The organism is Maricaulis sp. (genome assembly GCF_048270095.1).
Taxonomy (GTDB): Bacteria; Pseudomonadota; Alphaproteobacteria; order Caulobacterales; family Maricaulaceae; genus Maricaulis.
The window spans coordinates 1-21,282 of record NZ_JBLWTL010000008.1; the positions used below are offsets into that span (position 1 = coordinate 1).

Sequence of the window (21,282 nt, forward strand, 5' to 3'; positions counted from 1 at the left end):
TGCCGAAGAAATCCGCCACTTGCGCCTCGGCCGCGACGCTCTCATCGACCGTGCCGTCCACCCCGGGCGCCGGGTGACAGGTGATCCGCCCACGCCAGGGGAAGGCGGCCTGTTCGGCTCCGCCCCAGGGGTCGGGCAGGCCATTGCCGGCCGCGATATCCATCAGGATGAAAGGATAGAGCGTGACGGAAAACCCGCGCGCCTTCAGCTCGCCAATGGCGGCGATAATGCTGGCATCGTCCGGCGTGCCGCCATAGACGGGGCGCCCGTCCTCGCTGCTGATCAGATAGGCACTGGCGCGGTCCTGCCCCGCCACCGACCAGACCCGCGGCCGCGTAGCCTTGTCACGAGTCTCGACACCGGGGCGGATCTGGCAGACACCGCAACGCAGATCATCGCCAAACCAGGACACGACCAGCTGCACCGAGCGGCAATGCGGCAGATCACGTTCCAGATCATCAATCGCGGCGATGAAATCAGCAACGCCGCGACCATTATTGCGGTTCTCCGCCGTCTCGCGCCCAGGCCCGAGCACGCGCATCACCGCCTCCGGCGCATAGGCGAATTCGCCCGAACCGGGGATGAGATTGACGCCGGCGACACGATCCTCCAGCTGCACGCCATCGCGCACCGGGCGGAAGACCTCGAAGGAGAGATTGGGGATGCGGTGACCGAATTCATCCAGCGGCAAATCCTCGAACACGACATAGGCCGTGTCGCGAAAGCCCGGCGCATCGCCGCCCTCGACCGCCTCGATCAGTGCGTCGGGCAGCTGGTCCCCGGAGCCGGTATGGACCCGCATCGCCAGCCCCGACGTATCGAGCAGGGCCCCATTGGCCCAGACGCGGCCAATCCCGGCAATCTCGCCCTCACAGAGGCCAACGGCGAAGCTGATCGAATAGCTGTAATCGACCTGGCTTGGCCCACCCTTGCCGCCACTTGAGGTCTTGGTGGCGTGCTCGAGATAGCGCGAGGCCCAGATCACCTGGCCGGCGATGCGGGCCCGGCCCCAGAGACGGGCCATCGGTGCGCCATCGGTCGAGGTCTGGACGGGAATTTCCGGCAGGCGCGGCCCCTCGCGCCGCGTCCCGCCCAGCAGCGCATTGACCGCCATATTCGCCGCTGCATTGGCCAGTGCCGGCCCGGCCGCCTGCAGGGCTGACAGGCCGGCGCGACCGGCCGTCATCACGAGCTGCGCCATCACTGCCCCCTTTGCGGAAAGGCAAAGGCCGCCACCAGCCGTCGCTGCCACCAGTGCGACAGCGAGGTTTCGGCCACGGCGCGGCCCCAATAGGCATGGATGATCCCGGTCGGCCCGGACACAATGGCGCAATGCTTGGCCGGACCTTTCAGATCGGGCCGGAAGAGCAGGATATCGCCCGGTTTCACGGCACGGATATCGATCTCGACCAGATGCCGCTGTGCCGCCTCGAGCAGGCTCTCAGACCCGGCCCGCTCGGCCCAGTCCGGCGTATAGGGCGGCAGGCCTTCCGGCTCATCGCCATAAAGAGCGCGCCAGACACCGCGCACCAGGCCGAGACAATCACAGCCCGCACCGCGCACACTGCCCTGGTGACGATAGGGCGTGCCGATCCAGCGCCGCGCCTCGATGAGGGCGCGACTTCGCAAATTCGTGTTTCGTTTCATGATTTAAAGTCCTCTCGACCCACCATCGCGGATCGCTTCGCTGGCTGCCGAGGCCTGCAGCAAATCATTACCGACCATGTGCGGGAAGCCGCGGAAATTGACGGTATTGGCGAAGCGCTCACGGCAGGTAGCCCAGCGCCGGTCGCAACCGGCGGAGAATTCGGGATGCTCCGGCGACACACCGCAACGCGCATCGCCCAGCCGCGCATCACAGCGCCGCGTGAAAACGCGCCCCGTCACCCGCTCCAGCCGGTGCGCCAGACCGAGCAATTCCGCCTCGAAACGCCCGTCAAGCCGGTGGACTTCGCCCAGCTCGCCGGTGGAGACGAGCACCCGCAAATCCGGGGCAGACCAGTCGACGCGCCAGCACTCCACCCGCGCACCGCCCCACAGCCCCGCCGCCAGATCCGCCTCGCTCAGCACCGCATCATCGAGCGCCCCGGCGAGGTCGGCCTGCGACGGCGCCAGCCCCAGCGCCGCCTCCGCCTCACCGCCGCCAAACCCGCTACCGGCCCGGTAGATGAGGCCGTCGAATTCAAGATCGCGGTCATGATCGGTGAAGCCGAACATGGCATCGTCGATACGCGTGACGCGCCAGCACCAGGCATGGGTGGTCACGCCGGCATCGAGCGATGCCTGCATCGCAGGGGGGATTGTGAGCATGGAGGTGTCCTCGTGTGGAGGGGGGCGTTGGTGCGGTCGATGCGGGCCGTTTCGCCCTGTGATCATCACCAGCTCCGACGGCTTCGCCGCCACCTCTTCCATCAAGGAAGAGGAGGGAATTTGTGACTGCGCCTTGTGATTCAGTTGCAGGAGTTGGCACCGGGCATCAACCAACCACCCTCCTCTTCCTTGATGGAAGAGGTGCCCCCGAAGGGGGCGGAGCTGGTGAATGTCGTCGAGCGCTACCGGTGGATCAGAGCCTCAATTCCACCAGCGGCACGCTCGGCGCCTCACCGGCGCCAATCGCGTCGAGCGCGATTTCGAGCTGATCGGTGTCAAAGCGCACCGGGCAATCGAAGGCGAAACCGGCGGTGATGGCAGCGCCCTCGCCAGGCGGCTCGGAAAAGCTCACCAGACCAGTGGCATGATCAACGGAGACTGCCGCCTCAACGCCATCCACTGCCACAACCACCGTGCCCTCAACGGGCTTGGCAATCATCCGCGTCCAGCTCTGCGCCCCGCTGGCATAATACTTCACCAGCTGGAAATCCGTCGCCACCCCATCGCCAGCCCCGATCAGCTGATCCAACGCGTCAGGCACCTGGGACGGCATACAGGAGCGGTTGTCGATCGGGTCGCGGAAACGGAAACCGTGCAGGCGGCCGCGGCGCGCCTCGAAGAAGGCGATCAGCGTGTTGAGGTCGTCGAGGGATTTGACGCCGGGGCCGGCATCCCAGCGGCGCACACTGTCGGCCCAAGGCGAATTGCGCTCCTCGCGGCCCGACACAAGGGTGACAATCTCGGTGCGTCTTTGCGGCCCGCCAACCGCGCCAATGGCGACGGCGAAGGGAAAGCGGATGTCGTGAAATTCGGTCATAGATAGCGGCTCCCTTTGGCAACGGCGCGGGCCAGAGCGCGGGCGATCCGCGCTTGCGATTGTTCGACCGAGCGCGCATCGCCGCCCGGCCCCAGCGCCAGATTGACGGTGATGTTCGGCACACCCGCGCTGCCAATGCTTCCGGCGCCAGGCGGGCTGAACAGTTCAGGCCCGCGCTCGCCGACCAGATAGGCGCCGCCGGGCGTGACCGGGCCGCCCTCGGCGCGGGCGCCGAAGAAGGGCATGTTTGAGAGGGCGGACTGGATCGCGCCGCTCAGCGGCTTCTCGATCAATTGCTCGGCCGCCAGCCGCGCCATATCGCGCAATATGCTCTCGGTGAGGCGCGAAAAGCTGCTCTCCCCGGAACGCGCGGCGCGTTCAAAGGCGCGTTCGATGGTCTCGCCGGTGCGCTCGAACGCCGCCTCGATGGCCTGCGATGCGCGCGCAGCAGGGCCGTCGGCGAGCGCGTCGAGGGCTTCGCCAGCGCTTTCGGTCTGGTCAGTCAAATCAGTCATCAGCTCTTGTCCGGATAATCAGCCATCAGGATTTGCAGGGCGCGGCGCGTCAGTGGACGCGCATCGGCCGGGCCGATAATGGCGCGCCACTCGATCAGGCTGAGTTGCCAGAAGTCGGCTGGCGCAATACCCAGCCTTGCGGCAGCCCGCAGGGCGGCGAGCCAGTCGGGCCGGCTCATAGCGAGGTCTCGAAACAGGTGGAGATCGCCGCAGTCGCCGCCAGCGGATCCAGCGGTGCAGCGCGCAGTTCAGCCTCGGTGAGGGTTGAGCCGCCGCCGCGCAGCAGTACGGCCAGCACGGTGACCAGATTGCGGGCATCAAGCCTGACACCACCCTCGAACAGCGCCTCGATCTCGGCCAGGGCACCCAAGGTCAGGCATAGCGTATGCGTCACCCCGCCGATCTCCAGCGTGGTTTCACCGCGAGCAGGATTGGCCATCAGACCGCTCCAAAGCTCAATGGCCCGGCCGAAGCCAGCGTCATTGACCAGGCCGCCTCGCCATCATGGCGTCCGGAATAATCCAGCGCCGCGACCAGGAAGGCGCCCTCGATCACGCCGAAATCCGGGATGATGAGCTGCCAGTCGCGCGCCGCCTGGTCGAAGAAGGCCTGACGCACGGCGCCATCACTGGCCGCATCGACAAACACGCCGGCGCCGGAGACGGAACAGGTCTTCACCCCCGCCCCCGCCAGCAATTCGCGCCAGCCCTCAGGGCTGTCCGCCGTGGTGACATCAACGCTGCGCGCATTGAGCGAGATGGTCTTCATACGCAGACCGGCCGCCGCCGCAAAACTCTGCGGATCGCCGCCATCGCCGATTTTCAGGAGTATGTCCTTGCCGGACTGGATGGTCATGATTGGTCCTCCGGGGTTTGGTTGATGTTTTAAAACAGTGAGTTCTTCCCCCGGACCTGTTCCGGGGCCTACCGGAGCTGGGAGAGAATTCGCCGTCTTCCGGTAGACCCCGGGAATGCGCTGCGCGCCTCCGGGGGAAGGTGTTGTGTTGTTTTGGGGTTTGAGTTCAGGTCGCCTCGAAATCAGGCACAAAAAAACCGCCCCTGAAGGCGGTTCGACTCATGCGACGGCACAGGCGCGAGCGTGTCAGAGCAGGCCCTGTTCCTCTTCATTGGCCCAGCGCCTCACCAGGCTCTCATACTCGATGAAGAGGCGCGGCAGCCGGTCACGCTTGCGTTTGGCGCGGATGTATTCAGCAAAATCCATCCAGTCGAGGATATAGCTCTTGCGCCACCAGCTGCGGATCATCGCCTCGTCGAGCGCGTGTCGCTTCACACCGATCGCCGTGGCCTCGTAATAGTTGAACACTTTCTTGATCACGTCCGACGGCTTGACCTTGCGGGCGCCGATCTTGATCGGCTCGGCAGCCTCGACAATATCGGCGTCGAGCGCTTTGGTGCCGTTTGACGCTTTCAGGCTGCGCCGCACCACGCGGAATTCCTCGAACATCTCGATCAAATCACCATCGCGGGTCTGCACGGCGATATGCTGAAAGGAATTTGCCAGTCGCGTCGCCCGGTAGTTGAGGCGGTAGCCATACATCGCGGCCACGAAGGAAATCACCAGGACTTCGAGGACCATGAAATCGTAGCGCCCGGCGCCCAGTGAGGTCCAATGCCGGGCTGTCAGCCAGACCGCTGCCGCGCTGAGAACCAGCAAGGTCCCCATCCAGATAAGATGGAAGCGGCGGTCATAAATCGCGGTCCATAGATTGCCAGCCAATCGCGCCTCCCCGGAGCAAGGCCACAACCCTAGACGGCAAACTCCCGTTTGCGCAATAAAAAAGGGCCCGACAAGGGGCCCCGGAACTCAACACTGCGACGGCATGCGGACAGGACGGCCTAGCGGCTCGTCCCTTCAATCCGGCTGGTGCCTTCAATCTTCATCTGAGAATTCATCATCATTTCCCCCTCCGATTCACCGGGGCAACAAAATCACTGGTTGGGCAATCTGGCAAGATCAATCACCACGAAGGCCACCGCTCCTAGCCGATTTCAACCCACACGTTAATAGGTAAGATTAGTTGAGAACCCGTTACCAAGCAGGGCTCAATCTGGCCTATTGTTACCTTGTAACATAGAGACGAATTGCGCCGATTTAAAGATGCAGATCTGTGGTTTTGCCTCAAATTTCTGTCATGCCCCGGCCACATCAGCGCGCTGCGGGCCTGGGCGCTGGGGCTCGGCTCGTGCTCAAAAAGCACAAACACCTATTCCCCCGGACCTGTTCCGGGGCCGACCGGAGCTGGGAGATCAATCTCCGCCTTCCGGTAGACCCCGGAATTCGCTGCGCTCCTCCGGGGGAAGGTGTTTTGTGGTTTCGGGCTTGGCAGTCAGGCCGCCGCCCGCCCCATCACCGCCCGCAAGCGAATAAGCCCGCGCTTCACGCGCCGGTCCCGCGTTGCGAAGACATCGCTATAGGCGGGCGCCAGCAGGACCAGCGTCCAGGGCTCGGACAGGACCGGATCGAGGCCGCGCAGGGCTTCGCGCAGCTGGCCGGTGATGGCGTGGGCGTCGCCATCGCGGCACCAGATGTCCAGCGTCAGCCGATGCTCGATCAGCGTCACGTCATCGGCATCTCGGGCCAGGCTTTCCGAGCGGCCCCAGCTGGCATGCGGGTAGGCGGCGCTGCGTGAACGTTCGGAAAAGAGCCGCACCGGATCGCCAAGCACGGCTTTCACTGCGCCGTCGGCCAGCATCGCTGTGGTGAGCGCCGCGATCAGATCGGCTTCGGGCGCAAGATCCGGGGCGCTCATAGCGAAATCCTCCACCAGGGGCTGAGCAACGCCTTGACGGAAGCCGGCATGCCGACCTCCAGCCCGCCATCAAACATCGCCTCGACCAGCTGGCCGATGGCTTCCACCAGCGGTCCCGGCACGTCTTCGGCTGTCTCGCCATAGCCGCAAGTGAAGCGGATTTCGATGCCGTCAATATTGCGAGCAGGCTGCGGGAAATGCCCGTTCGGCCTGAGCGCCAGACGGCCGGGCTCGGACGCCGTGTCGATGAAGAAATCCGCCGGGTCATGGTTTGTCGCTGTGTCATCGGCGGCATAGGTCGTGATGGCGTCGATGGAGATCAGCGGCGGCTTTGGCAGTTTGAACTGGGTGCCGAAAGCGCACAGCCGGCCATCGCCATCCCAGGCATCGCGCCGTTCCAGCCAGGTCTGGGAGAGACAGGCACGGCCCGTATCCCCCTCGACACGCTGACGCGCGCTTCGTATCAAATGCGTCAGGCGGGCATCCTGGCTGGTGTCGGAAATGCGCAGGCGCGCCCGGACTTGGTCGAGCGCGATTGGCTCGGCCGCCGGCGGCGTGACGAGGGAGAGTGACATGACGGACTCCGGTTCAAACAATGATGATGGCGAACACGCCGGCGCAGGCCTGCCGCGCCAGGTGAAGCTCTATGGCGCCGCCGCAGCTGTGACGGCGATGCTGGGCGGCCTGCAAATGGCCTTCGGCTTTCCTGGCTGGAGCTTTTCGTTTTTCCTGGCCCTGGTGTTCGGCATCAGCACGCTTGCCGCCTGGTTGAAGAGCCGGGCGTGAGTGTGGCCAGCGGCAGGCTCAACGGCCTTCAGGCCTGGATCCTGGCTTTCGCCCTGTGCGGATTGCCGGCCATGGCGCTGGCCTGGGGCCTGGTGTTTTCCGGCTTCGAGGCTGCGGGCCTGACCGATCCGCCGATGATGGCCGCGAAATCTGTCGTGCTGGTCTGGCTCATCCCCGGCCTGGTCGGAACGGCGATCTGGATGCGCCCGGTGGAGAATTATATCCGGCGGGTTTTCTATGGGCTCGCCAGCGTCGAGGCGACACATGGCACTGAGGCCGGTGATGCGGTGAGTGATGCCGCCGAGGCGGCGCTGATCGAGGCGGTGCAAAGGGAGATCAGGCGGAAATGACGGAGGGCGGCGCGGGCGATGAATTTCCACCCGAAGCGATCAAGGCATTCTGGTCCGAGGTGGTATCCCATCTCTGTGCGATTATCCTAGCGATTGGTGTGACAACGCTGGCGATGCGGCTGTTCCCGGGCTTCGCCTTCAGCCTGGTCGGACCCATTGCCCTTATCGCTGCGGTGCTGATGCTGTCGCTCCCGGTCTTCCGTCACTTCAGCCGCAAACGGTTCGACCTCCCCGCGGATCGAACGCACTGGCTCTTTCGGATGGGCTGTGCCCGATCGGTCACTGTGGAAATGGCAGAGGCCTTGCCAGACTGGAAGGTCTTCGGAGGCGGCTTTTATGGCCCTGGATTCGGCCGGGCGGTGGGATTCCATGCTTCCTGGATTGGGTCCGCTATTATCGTCTTGATCCTCACACCTGTATTTTCGCTCCCACCTTTCCTGCTGATTGCCGGTCTGGCATTCGTGACCATCGCGATGATCCTTTCGTCCTTGTCGCACAATAGCCTGCCGCGAAGGCAGGAGACTTTCTCCCGGATGGAGTCCGGGAGAAAGTCTCCCCGTCGCCCCTAGCTCACCCCGAACTTCAACAGCTTGATCGCCGCGAAGTCCTGCACGCCGCCGCCGACGCGTTTGGTGGTGTAGAACAGGACATAGGGCTTGGCCGAATACGGGTCGCGCAGCACTTCCACGCCCTGGCGGTCGAGCACAAGATAGCCCTTGGCGAAATCGCCGAAGGCAATCGAGAAGCTGTCCGAACCAATGTCCGGCATGTCCTCCGCTTCGGTGACGGGATAGCCGAGCAGGGTCGAGCTGCCGCCCTCGGACAGGCTGGGCTGCCAGAGATAATTGCCATCGGCATCCTTGAAGCGCCGCACCGCCGAGACCGTGCGCCGGTTCATCACGAAACGCCCTGCAGCGCGATAGCCGGTCTTGGGCGCATAAATCAGATCGATCAGCGCATCGGCCGGATCGCCGGCATCGAAGCCGCCATCGGTTCCGGTCGGCACATAGCCGATCTCGCCCCAGGCCTCGGTTCCGTCGAGCGCCTTGGTATAGCTGAGAAAACCCTTGGGCTTGTCGGACCCGTCGCCGGACACAAACGCCGCGCTCTCCTGCACCGCAAAGACATCGCGCACTTCCTCCGCCAGCCATTGATCGACATCGACCATGGCATCATCGAGCAATTGCTGCGTGGCCGCCGGCATGGCGTAGAGCTCGGCGCAGGGGAAATCGAGCAGGTCGAGGCTCGGCGCACCGGTCTCGGGCCGCGCCGCCGTCTCTGACACCCAGCCCGAGGCGGCACCGCCGCGCGAGACCGGCTTGCGGAAGACCGAAGCCGAGGTCTGGCGCACTGAAGCGATGGCGCGGATCGGCGAGGCTTCGATCAGAAGCCGGTCAATGCGCGCCTCGGTCTCGGCCGGGACAACATAGCCGCCATCGGCATTGGATCCGGCCGAAAGCGATTTCGCCTCCGCCAGCCCGGCCAGATCACCGCGCCGCATATAGCGCGACCAGGCCGCGCTCTCCACCGAGGCGCTCGTCCCGGACAGGCCAGGACGCGCCTCGCCGAGCAGGAGCCGGTCGAGCACGGATTTCTGCCCCGTCAGCGCCGCGTCGATCCGCGCGACTTTTTCGTCGAGCAGGATATCGGCCGACGCCTTGGCCTCGATCTCGCCGAGGCGCTGGTCATTGGCCTGTTTGAAGGCCTCGAAGGCGGCGAGCACTTCGCCGAGCGCCGCCCGGGTTTCGCCGGAGACCGGGCTCATCTTGGTTTCCTTGGTCATGATGATCCTTGTTGCATCAGGCCGCGAGGGCCGGTTGGGAAACAAGCCGCAGGCGAGCCTGCGGCAGCATCGGGAAGGTCACGATGGAGACCTCCCACAGATCCAGTTCAATCAGCTCGCGCCCGCGCGGGGAGCGGCCGGAAAAGCGTTTGGTGCGAAAGCCGATCGACAGCCCGTCAATCGCGCCGGAGCGTACCAGCGACAGGGCGGTGCGCGCCCGCGGCCCCTCGGCCAGGATCTCGCCGCGGACATAGAGCCCGCGATGATCCTCGCGCAGCTCCCGCCAGACCCCGACGGGTTCAGACGCTTCGTGCTGGAACAGCATCGGCACATTTCGCCGGTGACGCAGGCTGGCCGCAAAAGCGCCGCGGCGCACGACATCGCCGGCCAGATCAGCGAGATCAAACACGCTGGCATGACCCTCGATCAGCAGGGTTTGGGGCATGGTGGGCCTCGTTTGGTTGTGGTGCGAATGGGAAGAGCGAACGCCGGGCGGCTACGCCCTTGGTTCCTCACCAGCTCCGCCCCCTTCGGGGGCACCTCTTCCATCAAGGAAGAGGAGGAAGCGAGATTTGGCGAAGCGCGAAAATTGCGATCACCCTCCTCTTCCTTGATGGAAGAGGTGGCGGCGAAGCCGACGGAGCTGGTGACGATCATAGGGTCCGACGTCGCGAGAAAACGCGAAAGCTATTCCTCCATGCGCCGTTCAATCCGCACCAGGCTTTCGCGGGCCAGGCGCATTTCCGCCTCGAGGCCGGCCATGCGTTCGGCCAAGGCGCTCTGGCGGGCATTGTCGCGTTCCAGCTGGTCGAGACGTTCGCCGACGCGGCCGAACCAGACCAGGGCGCCGGAGGTTTGCAGCACCAGGGCGAGCACGACGCCGAGCGTCACCTGGCGCTGGAGATGCCAGTCGCGGGTCTCTGTCATTGATCAAGCTCCTTCAATCCGGGCACGCCGCTCTCATCGGCCTCGATGGTCAGGTCGGACCCGAACCAGGGCCGCAGCCAGACGGCGAGCGCACGTGCCATTTTGCGGCTCAGGGGCGAGACGGGCTGGCGCCAGAAGGCCAGATTGGCCTCGCGGTAATTGGCGTAGGTATTGTCGCCGGGCAGGCCCAGCAGGAGCGGCGGCACGCCGAAGGCCAGCGCAATCTCGCGCGCGGCCTCGCGGCGGGCGGCAGTGAAATCCATATCCGCCGGCGACAAGGCCATCGGCTTCCAGTCGATACCGCCCTCCAGCAGCAAGGGCCGGCCGGCATTGACCGGACCGGTATGGTTCTCCTCCAGCTCGGCCTTGAGCCGGTCGAACTGGTCCGGATTCATCCGCCCGTCACCGCTATTGAAGACCAGGGCACCGGAGGGCCGCGCCGCATTGTCGAGCAGGGCCTTGGCCCATTCGCCGCCGGCATTGTGCAGATCGAGCGCGCGGGCCGCCGCCTGGATCGGCGAGAGGCCGTAATAATCATCGCCGGGATGAAACAGCTTGATGTGGAAAACCGGCGCCCGGCCGCTGACCGGGTCGCGCTCGAAACGGCGTTTATGGCCATCGACCGAATGCTCCCAGCCTTGCGGCCAGCCGCGCGGTCCGGGCAATACACGCAAGCGATCCGGGCGCAGGATAAAGAGTTCGCGCGGCTCATTTTCCAGGCTGACAAGCTCGAGATAGGCATTTCCCGCCAACTGTAGAAAACCGTAAAAACTTTCCCACAGCTCGGGCCCGGACTGGTCCGGATTGGGCTGGTCGATCAATCGCTGGGCTGCCGGGTCGGACGCCTTGAGCGGCACGGCGGCCGCCGCCTCGGCGATCAGGCGCACACAGCGATGGGTGATGGCATTGCGCTCGAAACCCTCTCGCATCAGCGCGGGAATATCGCGCGGCGACCAGGCGGCGCGGGCGGCAAACTGCAGGGCGATCAGCCCCGGCGGTACAGAGGCCTTCTCCTCCCGGCCAATCAGCCGGCTGAACCAGTTGGGCATGGTGGGTTCCTTCGTGTGATTTCACATTCAAACCGAAATTTCCAGTGTCATCCCGGACGGATGCCCCGCGCAGGCGGGGCGCAGATCCGGGACCTACCCCTCAGACCAGCTGGAACAGCGGGTAGGTCCCGGATCTACGCCCGGACCGCTAACGCGTCCGGGCATCCGTCCGGGATGACAAGGCGTTGTATTTGTTGCGGGGGCGAACCCTAAAGCCACCGGATCCGCGGCCCCGCCCGGGTCTCCAGCAATAGATCCGTGATCGCCCAGACCAGCGCATCGACCCGGTCGGGACTGCCTTGCGAGGCGCCGGGTGCGCCAAAGGCACACATCTGATCCTCCAGCGCTGCAAAGCGTCCGGCATGAAACACCCGCCCCGCCGCATAGAGCGCAGCGACCGGTTCGGCGCGGACATGCTTGCCGCGGCTGGCATGCACCAGCCGCACCGGCAGACCGCTCGACGCCGCCTGCAAGACCGACCGGACCATTTCGCCGCCCTGATTGGCTTCAGCCACCAGGCCATCGGCCGCAAAGGCCTCGAAACTGTCGGCCACAACGCGGGCCCAATCGGCCGGCATGGCGGGACCGAAACTACGATCGGCGAGCACCCAGGCCCGCCGCGAAGCGCCCTCGCCGGCCGCGCCGGCAATCACGATGCCGCACTCATCCGAGCGCGCGCCGCCGGTGGCCGGTGGATCAACCGCGACGATGATGCGGTCGAGCTCGGGCGCTTTCGTCACAATCGCCGCCTCGATATCGGCGCGGCGCCACAAGGCCCCGGCCGGATCATCGATCAACACGCCCTCAATCTCCTGGCGCCCCAGCGCCGAGCCGCCATAGGCCGCCTGCATCGCAGCCAGAAAGCCCGGTGCCAGATTGACGGCATTGCTCGCGGTCGGCTGATGCGTCGCCGCGACACCGTCCGCCTTCACCAGCGCCTTGAGCGCCGGGATGGGCCGCGGTGTCGTCGACAACATCAGGCGTGGCCTGTCGCCCAGCCGCAGCCCCATGCGCAGGGTATCGAGCGTCTTTTGCGGCTCGCTCCAGGCGGCAAATTCATCGCCCCAGCCAATCTCGAATTGCGGGCCGCGCAGCCCGTCGGGATCTTCCGCCGAAAAGGCATGGGCCTCCGCCCCATTGGGCCAGACCAGCCGCTTGCGCGAGACTTCATAGCGCGGCTGCTCATCGAGCCGCCCGATATTCGCCAGCCCCGAGGGCCCGTCAATCATCACCTCGCGCACATCATTGAAGGTCGGGCCGACCAGGGCGATACGGCGCACACCACGCCTCACCTGGTCGCGCACCCATTCAGCCCCGGCGCGGGTCTTGCCCGCACCGCGCCCGCCGAGGAAAAGCCAGATCAGCCAGTCGCCGACGGGCGGGAGCTGGGCCGTGGTGGCCCAAGTGCGGAAATCAGCCTTGAGGGCGATCAGGGCTTTCTCGTCCAGCTGTTCGAAGCTCGACCTCTGTTCGGGCTCCGGACTCGCCAGGAAAGAGCCGACGTCGAAGTTCATCGCGCAGGCGTTCGACTTCGGCATCGCTCAACTTCGCCTCCTTGTTTTCATCCGGCGTGGCGGTATTTCGGGTTTCCATGTGTGAGATCCTTTCCTCGCGTTCAGCGCGGTGCAGGGCGGTACAGCCATTCAAGGTCCTGGTCGCCGCCGCCGGATCACCGGTCAAAAGCTCGGCCTCGGCCAGCAACCGCATGCGCCGCAGCGCCTCATCGCGCAATTCGCTCAGCCCGGCCGCATCCAGCCGGCGCATTTTCGCCATCTGCGAATAAACCTGCGACACCGACCGCCCCACCATCTGCGCCACTTCCGACGCCGTCATTCCCGCCTCATAGCGCAGGAAGAAGGGATACCAGTCGACGGCATCGAGCCGCTTCTTGCGGGTCCGGGTCGGTGGGGGTTTTTCGGTCATGCCGGATATTAGGCGGATGCCTGTCCCGGTCGGATTATTGGCGGGAGATTTCACGCAAGGCGCGGTGAGTGCGGGGGATTTTCGAAGCGGAGCGTGGATAGCGGGGATGTTATCCTCGCAATTGGGGGGTGGTCTGGGTGGTTGGGGGATGAAAATTGTCGCGCTCACTCACAACTGGCCAGCGCCAAGCCTTCCCTCTCCGCGAGGAGAGGGTGCCCCGAAGGGGCGGGTGAGGCGGGCCATGTGCACGCCGCAGGACTGGCACCAGGCGCGCCAATCACCAGACGTCGGAATTGCCCCCCTCATCCGGCCTTCGGCCACCTTCTCCCCATGGGAGAAGGAAGGGCGTTGCGCGCTCTTTATCTATTCAAAGCAATTATTTGTCATCCCGGACGGATGCCCGGACGCGCCAGCGATCCGGGCGTAGATCCGGGACCTACCCGATCTTCCAGCTGGTCTCACGGCTAGGTCCCGGACTTGCGCCCCGCCTACGCGGGGCATCCATCCGGGATGACAAACGTTTTGATTTTTTGAAAAACAATAGTGAGAAAAAGGAGCCCCCCTACTCCTCCTCATCCCCTTCACCGGGCCATTCCACGATCCGGTCTTCCCAGTCTTCCGGGTCGACCTCATCCTCGGAGATGACCTGGTTGCGGATCGACATGCCGGCCTTGTGGACGCTCATCGGATCGCCCGACACCAGCGGATGCCAATCAAACAAATCCTTGCCTTCACCGATCAGGCGATAGGCGCAGGTCTGGGGCATCCATTCCAGTTCGGTGACGTTTTTCGGGGTCAGGATGACGCAATCGGGGACGCGTTGCTTGCGGTTGGTGTAGTCGCCGCAGCGGCAAGTGTCGGGGTTGAACAGGCGGCAGGTGACGTCGGTGTGCAGGCGCAGGCCTGAATCCTCGTCTTCCAGCTGGATCAGGCAGCATTTGCCACAGCCATCGCACAGGGATTCCCATTCCGGCTTGGTCAATTGCGACAGGGTTTTCGTTTTCCAGAAGGGTTGTGTCATGTCTGTCGCCTGAATTTGGCCCAGTTTTCCGGGCCTAGGAATGCAACGGCCCCGCGTGTTACGGCAGGTCCGGATTTTGGGTGGCTATAGCATGTTCAACGAGCCGTATCGCGCCGATCACATGATGGAACGCGAACAGAGACAGCGGCGCACGCTGATTATTGGCGCCAGTATCACCGGTGTCAGCCTGCTCGGCATGCTGATTGCGGCGTTGCTGGTCTGGGACTGGGCCTTCCATGATCTGCCGCCAGCGCCTGGCTCGGCAGCGGAATTATGGTCGGTGCGGCTGGAGCCTTCGGTCACCGTGCTCGACACGCATGGCGATGTGCTCGCCGTGCGCGGGCCCCTCTATGCGCGCGCCGTCTCGCTGGAGGCGCTGCCGGCTTACGTGCCGCAGGCCTTCCTGGCGATCGAGGATCAGCGCTTTTACGAACATGGCGGGGTGGATTATCGCGGTGTGGCGCGGGCCCTGTGGACCAATCTGCGGGCCGGGCGCTCGGTACAGGGCGGCTCGACCATCACCATGCAGCTGGTCAAGAATCTGATCCTGACGCCGGACCGGCTGTTGCGGCGCAAGCTGCAGGAAATGCGCCTCGCCTGGGCGCTGGAAGACAATCTCACCAAGACCGAAATTCTCGAGCTCTACCTCAACCGTATCTATCTGGGCGCCCGCGCCTTTGGCGTCGAGGCGGCAGCGCATCGCTATTTCTCCAAACCGGCCAGCGAACTCAGCCTGGCCGAGGCGGCGATGCTGGCGGCCTTGCCCAAGGCGCCCTCGCGGCTCGATCCGACGGTCAATCTGGTCGCCGCCCAGGCGCGCGCCGGACAGGTCCTGGCGGCGATGCTCGAAGCCGGTTTCATTACCGCCGAGGCCCATGCCGAGGCGATCGCCAATCCGGGCGTTCCGGTGGCGGCCAGTCTCGATCCGCAGGCGGGTGTGACCTGGGGTTATGTGTTTGACTATGCCGTGCTGGAAGCCGCCCGGCTCTTGCCCGACGATGTGCCCGATCTGGTGATCCGCACCACGATTGATCCGGTGCTGACCCTGGCGGCACAGGACAGTATTGCCAGCGTGCTCGATAGCGATGGCGCTGCGGTCAATGCCAGCGAGGCGGCGATTGTCCTGCTGGCGCCGGATGGCGGGATCCGCGCCTTTGCCGGCGGCCGCGATTATCTCGTCAGCCAGTTCAACCGCGCCATCCAGGCCCAGCGCCAGCCGGGCTCGGCCTTCAAGCCGATCGTGTTTACCGCGGCGCTGGAAGCCGGCTACGACCCCTCCTCCGCGGTCTGGGACGAGCCGGTCGATCTGGAAGGCTGGGAGCCGCAGAATTTCGCCGGCGGCTATCGCGGCCTGGTCACCCTGCAGGAAGCCCTGCGGCGCTCGATCAATACAGTGGCAGCCCAGGTCGCCAGCGATGTCGGGCTCGGGCGCATTGTCGAGACCGGTCACCGGCTCGGTATCCGCTCGACGCTGCCGGAATTGCCGGCCATTGCGCTCGGTGCCGCCGAGGTCAACCTGCTGGAGCTGACGGCGGCCTATTCGGTTTTTCCGCGCGATGGCCAGCGCTTTGATCCCTGGTTCATCGAACGCATCACCAATTCGCGCGGCGATGTGTTGTATGAGCGTCCCGAGACAGCGCCGGTGCAGGCCCTGACGCCGCAGGTCGCGCGGCCGATGTCGACCATGTTGCAGGATGTCGTGCTGACCGGTACCGGGCGCCGCGCCATCCTGGCCGGCGGCCGCGCCGTCGGCGGCAAGACCGGCACCAGCCAGTCCTTCCGCGATGCCTGGTTCATCGGCTTCACTGCCGATTACACGGCCGGCGTCTGGGTCGGCAATGATGATGACAGTCCGATGAGCAATGTCACCGGCGGCGGTCTGCCGGCCACGATCTGGCAGCGCTATATGACGGCTGTGCATCAAGGCATCCCGGTCCACGCGCTCAGCGCCCCGGCACCGCGCTCACGCTCGGAACGCGAGGAAAGGCTGGCCGCTTTCTATTCGGACCTGTCCGATGCCTTCGACGCGCTGCTGGCCGATCCATCCTCCGGCGCCGGCGATCCCAGGGAACGCTGAACCAGTTCGGTCAGCTGTGCGATCTCACCGCGCAGGCCGGCGATCTCGCTCTGCAATTCGATCACATCCTCGCCGACCTCGGCATCGCGTTCCTCTTCCGCGTCGAAATGCTTGGATTGCAGGCTGTCGACGATGATGGCGATGAAGAGGTTGAGGATGGCGAAACTGGTCAGAACGATGAAGATCAGGAAAAATGCCCAGGCCCAGGGATGGAATTCCATCACCGGCAAAGCCAGATCTGTCGCCCAGCCCTCCAGCGTCATCACCTGGAAAAGCGAGAAGGCACTATCACCCAGCGTCCCGAACCGGTCCGGATTGGTCAGCGAGAACAGCTTGGTCGCCATCACCGCGGAAACATAGAACATCAGCGCCAGCACCGCGATCACCGCGCCCATGCCGGGAATCGCGTTGAGCAGGGCCTCGATCACCTTGCGCATTTGCGGCATCACCGAGAAGAGCCGGAAGGCGCGAAGGATTCGCAAGGAGCGCAGGACCGAAAAACTGCCCGCCATCGGCACGACGGAGACGAGGATCACGACCAGGTCGAACCAGTTCCAGCCGGAGGTGAAAAAGCGCAGCCGGTAGGCGATCAGCTTGAGCAAAAGCTCGACCAGGAAGACCGCGATGACGATCCGGTCAATCAGCGGCAGGATCGCGGCAAACCAGGGCGGCTCGAACGGCAGGGTTACAAGACCCAGGGTGGCGGCGTTCAGCAGGATCACCGCCATGATCGAATTTCGGAACACGCCGCTTTCCACGAAAGCGGTCAACCGCGCGCGAACGCCGTTAGAGGTCAATGTCATAGCGCCACCCGATTGCTGGCCATCTGGTAACGCCCCGCGGGACAACGTTCAACTGTGATTTGAGCCCGTTACCACAGCCCGGACTGATCAGCCACGATCCCGAAACCGGCCAAATCCCGACCCTGCATAAAATATACACCCTCGCGGCCTGCGCCAGCGGCGCCCGACACACGCGGCAGGCAGACCGTCGGCAGGTCGGCAAGACAGCGCTCAACCGGCTAATTTCATTGCTTTTATTTGGGCACCCCGGGAACAGGGTCCGCCCGAGGCCGCAGCGGGCCTGTCGGCAAATCAGGGTGGAGCAGCCCGTTTCGCAACGTCTGCGTTAGGTGGCCCTTAACAACAAACTGTCCCTATTGGCGCTTACAAAAAGCGGGACCCACCAAGCATGGCAGGCAGACAGGGGAATAAAGGCGAGCAGTCCAGGGAGCGGACGCAACGCACGACCAGCGCTGTCGAGCGGGAAATGGCGATCGCCTTCCGGCCGATCGTTCGTGGTTTCCTGCTGGCGCTCGGCTTGTATTACGGCCTGTTGAGCCTGGCCTATATAGCATTTCCGCCGCAGGATTTTCCACTATGGGTCTATGGCGTCCTGTTCGGCCTGATCAGCGGTTCCGCAATGGCAGCCGGGATCATGCACCGGCTGGCACGCTCGGCCTGCCGCAAGCGCACGATCGAGTTTTACGGACTGGCCGGAAATGCGATTTTGCTCGGCAATGTCACGATCCAGATGGCCCTGAATTTCGAGCCCGAGAACCTGGCCTATTTTGTCCTGGCAATGCCGGTATTTGCGACGGTATCGATCAGTCTGCGATCCACGATCCCGAGCATTCTGATCACCGTGGCGGCCATGTTGACGTTTGTTCAGATCCATATGCCCGAAATGCTGGGGGAATACCTCTTCATGGCGCTGGCTGCCGGTATCAGCGCCGTCGGTATGGCAATGTTGATGCGCGGTGCGGTCCTGCGCGCCACGACCGCACGCCTCGATGCCGACGAAAACAGTGCCCGGGCCGAAGCCCTCGCAGCGAAATCGGAAATGCTGGCCCTCAAGGCTGAAGCCCTCACCGCCCAGACCCGCGAGATGGCCGAACGAGACGGCCTGACAGGGCTGGCCAATCGCTTGAGCTTCTTCACAGCCTTCGGCACGGCCCTCGCGAAAGTCCGTCCCGACACCCAGACCACATTGCTGACCCTGATCGATCTGGATGGCTTCAGACCCGTCAATGATACCTATGGCCACGCGACCGGCGACCTGCTGCTGTGCGAGGTCGCCAAACGCCTCAAGGCCGCGGTCCCGCGACGTAGCGTGATCGCCCGCCTGGGCGGCGACGAATTTGCGATCCTGGTGCGCCGCGATCAATTGGCGACCAGCGTTGAGGAGTTCGGGCGCAATTTGTGCTCGCAAATCGGTCAGCCTTACGAGCTTGGGACGGTGACCGCCAATTTGACGACCTCGGTCGGCCTGGTGATCTGCGACCGGGTCGAATTGACGATCCGCCAGACGATGGAGCGTTGCGAATACGCTCTCGGCTTCGCGAAGAAACATACCCGCGGCGAAGCGGTCCTGTTCACACCCCGCCATGAGCGCGAAATGCTGAGCATGGGCCAGGTCGACCAGGCCTTGCGGGCTGCTGATCTCGAGACGGAATTGCAGGTCTTCCTGCAGCCGCAATTCGATCTCGAGCTCAACCGCACCTACGGGTTCGAAGCCCTGGCGCGCTGGAATAGCGCCGCCCTCGGACCGGTGAGTCCCGAACAGTTCATCCGCGTCGCTGAAAGCTCGGGCCTGATCCGCAAGATCACCCAGATCCTGTTGCGCAAGACGCTGCATCTGGTGACGAGCTGGCCTGAGCACCTGCACGTCTCCTTCAATCTCTCCGGTCATGACCTGGTGTCCCCGGCAGCGGTCAGCGATATTCTCGACCTGGTCAAACACAGCGGAATCGACCCGGCCCGGATCGAGTTCGAGATCACCGAGACCGCTATGATGTCGGATATCGACCAGGCCCGACGTTCGATCGAGCGCATCGCAGCACTCGGCTGCAGACTGGCGCTTGATGATTTCGGTTCCGGCTATTCCAGTTTCAGCTATCTGCACCAATTGCCAGTCAGCAAGATCAAGATCGACCGTTCCTTCGTGGTCCCCCTGCTGAAGGATGCCTCGGCGAGCAAGATCATCCAGACCATTATCAATCTGGGCCGGTCGCTCGATCTGGATTGCGTCGTCGAAGGCGTCGAATCCATCGCCGAGCTGGACATCCTCAAGGGCATGCAGGCGCGTTTCATCCAGGGCTATATCTTTGGCAAGCCGATGGAGGCCAGGTGCGTTCTCCCCTATCTCGCAGCAGAGGCCCGCGCCACCGATCGTCCCGCTCACACGCAGCCGGCAAAACTGTCCATCGTCAAACGTCCAATCCGCAAGGCTTGAACCACCGCGGCCCGGCCGCTCTGGCGCAAGTATTTATTAGGGCCGCGGCGACACACTGACAGCATGCACCTTCGGTATGCCCCCATCTTGATCATCCTGGCTTGCGGCCTGGCCGCAGCGCCGTCCGATGCCAGTGACAGGCTAACGGGCTGGACCCGGATCGGCTCTGTCTATGAGCGTATCAACCTGACGCAAGGCAATCAGGCCATGTGCGCGGCGCTGTGCGATGAGCAAGCGCAATGCCGCTCATGGGTCTGGACCCCGCCGGGCCTGGAAGGCGTCGACGGCCACTGCGCCCTGCTGGCGTCGACACCGGCCCCGCGGCGCGCACCACAAAGGGTGACGGGTCTCGCCAGCGATATCGCGGCACAGATCGAGGCTGCCAGCGAACGGCGCCCCAGCGCGCGCGAAATCGCCGCCCTGCGCGCGACCCTGCCCGACCCCCACTGACATCCAGGCCCCGGCCCGCTCAATTTGATCGGTCGCGAACAGAATTTTTTTACCTACCGCTGGCATCATCACCGTGTACGACCCGGCAACGACACCGAAAGAGTATGTTCATGGCCGTCATCAGCAAGTTGAACAGCCTGCTCGAACTCGCGAAAGAACGCTCCAGTGATCGCCGTCGCACCTTGTTGCGCGAAGTCACGGACATGTTTTTTGATGAACCGCCCGAGCGCGATACAGCGGTTTCCCAGGAGTTTGATGACGTGCTCAGCGCGCTGGCGGAGCAGACCGCGCAGGGTGCGCGGGCTGAACTCGCGGAACGGTTCGCCGACACGCCACTGGCCCCGCGCGGCATGTTGCTCAAACTGGCGCGTGACGCGATTGACGTCGCCGCGCCGATCCTGGCTCGCTCGACCGCATTGAGCGAAGCGGAACTCCTGTCGATCGCCGAACAGGGCGCGCAGCCGCAACTCAAGGCGATCTCGCAGCGCGAACTCGTTTCCGAACGCCTCTCTGACACCATCGTCCGCCGCGGTGATGACGAAACCGTCGCCGTCCTGATCCGCAATGATGGCGCCCAGTTGTCGCGCGCCAGCTTCGAAACCGTTACCGAACGGGCCGAGCACTCAAAGATTCTCCAGGCTCCGGTGATCACCCGCAAGGACACCCCCGCCGACCTGCTCGGGGATTTGATGCTGACGGTGGAAAATCATCTGCGCGATCACATCCTCGAACGGTTCGACGGCATGGACCCGGCGTTGGTCGAACAGGCGCTTGCCGCCTCCCACGCCCGACTCAGCGAACGCATGAGCCAGGACAAGGATGTCGAGGAAGCAGAGAAATTTGTGCGCGGCATGGCGGTTCGCAAAATGCTCAATGGTGGCCTGCTGGCCCGCTTGCTCCGCGAACGTGAGATGACACGCTTCCACGTTGCTTTCGCGGAAATGAGCGGCGTTGACCGCGTCGCGGCACGGCGCGCCATCGACCAGGACTGCATTGACCCGCTGGCCCTGATCTGTCGCTCAGCCGGATTCGACAAGGCCCTATTCGTGACCCTCGCGGTCCTGCGTAGCAATGCCACCGAGGACGCCTTCCGGGACGCCAAGGAGCTCGGCCTGCTGTATGACCGGATCACGGTCGAAGACGCCGCACGCGCCATGCGCTTCTGGCGCATGCGCCGGGACGTCGCCGCCTAGAGCCGGGACACAGCGCC

General features: G+C 64.4%; 25 protein-coding genes and 1 pseudogene. 7 read left to right on the forward strand and 19 right to left on the reverse strand.

Translation table 11 applies throughout. The features are described from left to right. From ACN0YJ_RS06485 to ACN0YJ_RS06535, 11 genes and pseudogenes are all read right to left on the reverse strand, one after another. Positions 1–1,201 (reverse strand): annotated as a pseudogene (locus ACN0YJ_RS06485) (baseplate multidomain protein megatron); the annotation flags it as partial. Continuing rightward, entirely contained in the window at positions 1,201–1,647 is a 447-nt protein-coding gene (locus ACN0YJ_RS06490) for an NlpC/P60 family protein (RefSeq protein WP_417495694.1), read from the reverse strand. The gene ACN0YJ_RS06490 and the pseudogene ACN0YJ_RS06485, both read right to left, overlap by 1 nt. 3 nt (positions 1,648–1,650) lie before the next feature. Then, positions 1,651–2,310, reverse strand: coding sequence for a DUF2163 domain-containing protein (locus ACN0YJ_RS06495; RefSeq protein WP_417495695.1), 660 nt, complete (start codon positions 2,308–2,310; stop codon positions 1,651–1,653). A 253-nt stretch (positions 2,311–2,563) separates the two neighbouring features. Beyond that, positions 2,564–3,187 carry a TIGR02217 family protein gene (locus ACN0YJ_RS06500; protein WP_417495696.1) on the reverse strand — a complete coding sequence of 208 codons (624 nt, stop codon included), beginning with the start codon at positions 3,185–3,187 and terminating at the stop codon, positions 2,564–2,566. Continuing rightward, positions 3,184–3,702 carry a phage tail tape measure C-terminal domain-containing protein gene (locus ACN0YJ_RS06505; protein WP_417495697.1) on the reverse strand — a complete coding sequence of 173 codons (519 nt, stop codon included), beginning with the start codon at positions 3,700–3,702 and terminating at the stop codon, positions 3,184–3,186. Before ACN0YJ_RS06505 ends, ACN0YJ_RS06500 begins: the two co-directional genes overlap by 4 nt. Further along, on the reverse strand, positions 3,702–3,881 hold the full coding sequence (locus ACN0YJ_RS06510; protein ID WP_417478556.1) for a phage tail assembly chaperone: 180 nt from the start codon (positions 3,879–3,881) through the stop codon (positions 3,702–3,704). The genes ACN0YJ_RS06505 and ACN0YJ_RS06510 overlap by 1 nt, the downstream gene beginning before the upstream one ends. Then, positions 3,878–4,141, reverse strand: coding sequence for a GTA-gp10 family protein (locus ACN0YJ_RS06515; RefSeq protein WP_417478555.1), 264 nt, complete (start codon positions 4,139–4,141; stop codon positions 3,878–3,880). Before ACN0YJ_RS06515 ends, ACN0YJ_RS06510 begins: the two co-directional genes overlap by 4 nt. Continuing rightward, positions 4,141–4,557, reverse strand: a complete 417-nt coding sequence (locus ACN0YJ_RS06520; protein ID WP_417478554.1) for a phage major tail protein, TP901-1 family — start codon at positions 4,555–4,557, stop codon at positions 4,141–4,143. Before ACN0YJ_RS06520 ends, ACN0YJ_RS06515 begins: the two co-directional genes overlap by 1 nt. Positions 4,558–4,803: 246 nt before the next feature. Then, positions 4,804–5,439, reverse strand: a complete 636-nt coding sequence (locus ACN0YJ_RS06525; protein WP_417478553.1) for a DUF4760 domain-containing protein — start codon at positions 5,437–5,439, stop codon at positions 4,804–4,806. A gap of 610 nt (positions 5,440–6,049) precedes the next feature. Further along, positions 6,050–6,472, reverse strand: a complete 423-nt coding sequence (locus ACN0YJ_RS06530; RefSeq protein ID WP_417495698.1) for a DUF3168 domain-containing protein — start codon at positions 6,470–6,472, stop codon at positions 6,050–6,052. After that, on the reverse strand, positions 6,469–7,047 hold the full coding sequence (locus ACN0YJ_RS06535) for a head-tail connector protein (protein WP_417495699.1): 579 nt from the start codon (positions 7,045–7,047) through the stop codon (positions 6,469–6,471). Before ACN0YJ_RS06535 ends, ACN0YJ_RS06530 begins: the two co-directional genes overlap by 4 nt. Here ACN0YJ_RS06535 and ACN0YJ_RS06540 point away from each other — a divergent pair. Genes ACN0YJ_RS06540 through ACN0YJ_RS06550 form a run of 3 tightly spaced genes read left to right on the forward strand, consistent with a single transcriptional unit; the run spans position 7,046 to position 8,177 of the window. Further along, a complete protein-coding gene (locus ACN0YJ_RS06540) occupies positions 7,046–7,258 on the forward strand; it encodes a hypothetical protein (protein ID WP_417495700.1) in 213 nt (70 codons plus the stop codon). The genes ACN0YJ_RS06535 and ACN0YJ_RS06540 overlap by 2 nt on opposite strands. Beyond that, on the forward strand, positions 7,255–7,608 hold the full coding sequence (locus ACN0YJ_RS06545) for a hypothetical protein (protein WP_417495701.1): 354 nt from the start codon (positions 7,255–7,257) through the stop codon (positions 7,606–7,608). The genes ACN0YJ_RS06540 and ACN0YJ_RS06545 overlap by 4 nt, the downstream gene beginning before the upstream one ends. Then, positions 7,605–8,177, forward strand: a complete 573-nt coding sequence (locus ACN0YJ_RS06550) for a hypothetical protein (RefSeq protein ID WP_417495702.1) — start codon at positions 7,605–7,607, stop codon at positions 8,175–8,177. The genes ACN0YJ_RS06545 and ACN0YJ_RS06550 overlap by 4 nt, the downstream gene beginning before the upstream one ends. On the opposite strand, the gene ACN0YJ_RS06555 is transcribed toward ACN0YJ_RS06550, so the two are convergent. The 7 genes from ACN0YJ_RS06555 to ACN0YJ_RS06585 all read right to left on the reverse strand — a co-directional run bounded on the left by ACN0YJ_RS06555 (position 8,174) and on the right by ACN0YJ_RS06585 (position 14,311). Next, the gene (locus ACN0YJ_RS06555; RefSeq protein WP_417495703.1) at positions 8,174–9,391 is read right to left on the reverse strand and encodes a phage major capsid protein; all 1,218 of its coding nucleotides are present in this window, start codon (positions 9,389–9,391) and stop codon (positions 8,174–8,176) included. The two genes, ACN0YJ_RS06550 and ACN0YJ_RS06555, sit on opposite strands and share 4 nt — an antisense overlap. Positions 9,392–9,407: 16 nt before the next feature. Further along, entirely contained in the window at positions 9,408–9,836 is a 429-nt protein-coding gene (locus ACN0YJ_RS06560; RefSeq protein WP_417495704.1) for an HK97 family phage prohead protease, read from the reverse strand. A gap of 242 nt (positions 9,837–10,078) precedes the next feature. Next, positions 10,079–10,318: a hypothetical protein gene (locus ACN0YJ_RS06565; RefSeq protein ID WP_417477396.1), complete on the reverse strand. Its 240-nt coding sequence runs from the start codon at positions 10,316–10,318 to the stop codon at positions 10,079–10,081. Next, positions 10,315–11,367 (reverse strand): phage portal protein, encoded by a 1,053-nt coding sequence (locus ACN0YJ_RS06570; protein WP_417495705.1) that lies wholly within the window; start codon positions 11,365–11,367, stop codon positions 10,315–10,317. The genes ACN0YJ_RS06565 and ACN0YJ_RS06570 overlap by 4 nt, the downstream gene beginning before the upstream one ends. Positions 11,368–11,576: 209 nt before the next feature. After that, positions 11,577–12,881 (reverse strand): DNA-packaging protein, encoded by a 1,305-nt coding sequence (locus ACN0YJ_RS06575; protein WP_417495757.1) that lies wholly within the window; start codon positions 12,879–12,881, stop codon positions 11,577–11,579. After that, complete coding sequence (locus tag ACN0YJ_RS06580) at positions 12,781–13,290, reverse strand: hypothetical protein (RefSeq protein ID WP_417495706.1); 510 nt, start codon at positions 13,288–13,290, stop codon at positions 12,781–12,783. Before ACN0YJ_RS06580 ends, ACN0YJ_RS06575 begins: the two co-directional genes overlap by 101 nt. A 562-nt stretch (positions 13,291–13,852) precedes the next feature. Then, positions 13,853–14,311: a YcgN family cysteine cluster protein gene (locus tag ACN0YJ_RS06585; protein ID WP_417477399.1), complete on the reverse strand. Its 459-nt coding sequence runs from the start codon at positions 14,309–14,311 to the stop codon at positions 13,853–13,855. A gap of 91 nt (positions 14,312–14,402) precedes the next feature. Here ACN0YJ_RS06585 and ACN0YJ_RS06590 point away from each other — a divergent pair, with 91 nt between their 5' ends. Further along, a complete protein-coding gene (locus tag ACN0YJ_RS06590) occupies positions 14,403–16,388 on the forward strand; it encodes a transglycosylase domain-containing protein (RefSeq protein WP_417495707.1) in 1,986 nt (661 codons plus the stop codon). Here the strand turns inward: ACN0YJ_RS06590 and ACN0YJ_RS06595 are convergent. Further along, positions 16,310–17,191 (reverse strand): ion transporter, encoded by an 882-nt coding sequence (locus tag ACN0YJ_RS06595; protein ID WP_417477401.1) that lies wholly within the window; start codon positions 17,189–17,191, stop codon positions 16,310–16,312. The genes ACN0YJ_RS06590 and ACN0YJ_RS06595 overlap by 79 nt on opposite strands. A 388-nt stretch (positions 17,192–17,579) precedes the next feature. On the opposite strand from ACN0YJ_RS06595, the gene ACN0YJ_RS06600 reads away from it, so the two are divergent. The 3 genes from ACN0YJ_RS06600 (at position 17,580) to ACN0YJ_RS06610 (ending at position 21,265) form a co-directional block, all read left to right on the forward strand. Continuing rightward, on the forward strand, positions 17,580–19,622 hold the full coding sequence (locus ACN0YJ_RS06600; RefSeq protein WP_417495708.1) for a putative bifunctional diguanylate cyclase/phosphodiesterase: 2,043 nt from the start codon (positions 17,580–17,582) through the stop codon (positions 19,620–19,622). 87 nt (positions 19,623–19,709) lie between these two features. Further along, positions 19,710–20,072 (forward strand): PAN domain-containing protein, encoded by a 363-nt coding sequence (locus tag ACN0YJ_RS06605; RefSeq protein ID WP_417495709.1) that lies wholly within the window; start codon positions 19,710–19,712, stop codon positions 20,070–20,072. A gap of 110 nt (positions 20,073–20,182) precedes the next feature. Next, positions 20,183–21,265 carry a DUF2336 domain-containing protein gene (locus ACN0YJ_RS06610; protein WP_417477404.1) on the forward strand — a complete coding sequence of 361 codons (1,083 nt, stop codon included), beginning with the start codon at positions 20,183–20,185 and terminating at the stop codon, positions 21,263–21,265. Positions 21,266–21,282 lie beyond the last annotated feature (17 nt).

Excerpts from the sequence above, each read along its gene's own strand:
- ACN0YJ_RS06490 (WP_417495694.1), bottom strand. The coding sequence starts at position 1,647 with ATGAAACGAAACACGAATTTGCGAAGTCGCGCCCTCATCGAGGCGCGG.
- ACN0YJ_RS06495 (WP_417495695.1), bottom strand. The coding sequence starts at position 2,310 with ATGCTCACAATCCCCCCTGCGATGCAGGCATCGCTCGATGCCGGCGTG.
- ACN0YJ_RS06500 (WP_417495696.1), bottom strand. The coding sequence starts at position 3,187 with ATGACCGAATTTCACGACATCCGCTTTCCCTTCGCCGTCGCCATTGGC.
- ACN0YJ_RS06505 (WP_417495697.1), bottom strand. The coding sequence starts at position 3,702 with ATGACTGATTTGACTGACCAGACCGAAAGCGCTGGCGAAGCCCTCGAC.
- ACN0YJ_RS06510 (WP_417478556.1), bottom strand. The coding sequence starts at position 3,881 with ATGAGCCGGCCCGACTGGCTCGCCGCCCTGCGGGCTGCCGCAAGGCTG.
- ACN0YJ_RS06515 (WP_417478555.1), bottom strand. The coding sequence starts at position 4,141 with ATGGCCAATCCTGCTCGCGGTGAAACCACGCTGGAGATCGGCGGGGTG.
- ACN0YJ_RS06520 (WP_417478554.1), bottom strand. The coding sequence starts at position 4,557 with ATGACCATCCAGTCCGGCAAGGACATACTCCTGAAAATCGGCGATGGC.
- ACN0YJ_RS06530 (WP_417495698.1), bottom strand. The coding sequence starts at position 6,472 with ATGAGCGCCCCGGATCTTGCGCCCGAAGCCGATCTGATCGCGGCGCTC.
- ACN0YJ_RS06540 (WP_417495700.1), top strand. The coding sequence starts at position 7,046 with ATGACGGACTCCGGTTCAAACAATGATGATGGCGAACACGCCGGCGCA.
- ACN0YJ_RS06535 (WP_417495699.1), bottom strand. The coding sequence starts at position 7,047 with ATGTCACTCTCCCTCGTCACGCCGCCGGCGGCCGAGCCAATCGCGCTC.
- ACN0YJ_RS06550 (WP_417495702.1), top strand. The coding sequence starts at position 7,605 with ATGACGGAGGGCGGCGCGGGCGATGAATTTCCACCCGAAGCGATCAAG.
- ACN0YJ_RS06555 (WP_417495703.1), bottom strand. The coding sequence starts at position 9,391 with ATGACCAAGGAAACCAAGATGAGCCCGGTCTCCGGCGAAACCCGGGCG.
- ACN0YJ_RS06560 (WP_417495704.1), bottom strand. The coding sequence starts at position 9,836 with ATGCCCCAAACCCTGCTGATCGAGGGTCATGCCAGCGTGTTTGATCTC.
- ACN0YJ_RS06565 (WP_417477396.1), bottom strand. The coding sequence starts at position 10,318 with ATGACAGAGACCCGCGACTGGCATCTCCAGCGCCAGGTGACGCTCGGC.
- ACN0YJ_RS06570 (WP_417495705.1), bottom strand. The coding sequence starts at position 11,367 with ATGCCCAACTGGTTCAGCCGGCTGATTGGCCGGGAGGAGAAGGCCTCT.
- ACN0YJ_RS06575 (WP_417495757.1), bottom strand. The coding sequence starts at position 12,881 with ATGAACTTCGACGTCGGCTCTTTCCTGGCGAGTCCGGAGCCCGAACAG.
- ACN0YJ_RS06580 (WP_417495706.1), bottom strand. The coding sequence starts at position 13,290 with ATGACCGAAAAACCCCCACCGACCCGGACCCGCAAGAAGCGGCTCGAT.
- ACN0YJ_RS06585 (WP_417477399.1), bottom strand. The coding sequence starts at position 14,311 with ATGACACAACCCTTCTGGAAAACGAAAACCCTGTCGCAATTGACCAAG.
- ACN0YJ_RS06590 (WP_417495707.1), top strand. The coding sequence starts at position 14,403 with ATGTTCAACGAGCCGTATCGCGCCGATCACATGATGGAACGCGAACAG.
- ACN0YJ_RS06595 (WP_417477401.1), bottom strand. The coding sequence starts at position 17,191 with ATGACATTGACCTCTAACGGCGTTCGCGCGCGGTTGACCGCTTTCGTG.
- ACN0YJ_RS06600 (WP_417495708.1), top strand. The coding sequence starts at position 17,580 with ATGGCAGGCAGACAGGGGAATAAAGGCGAGCAGTCCAGGGAGCGGACG.
- ACN0YJ_RS06610 (WP_417477404.1), top strand. The coding sequence starts at position 20,183 with ATGGCCGTCATCAGCAAGTTGAACAGCCTGCTCGAACTCGCGAAAGAA.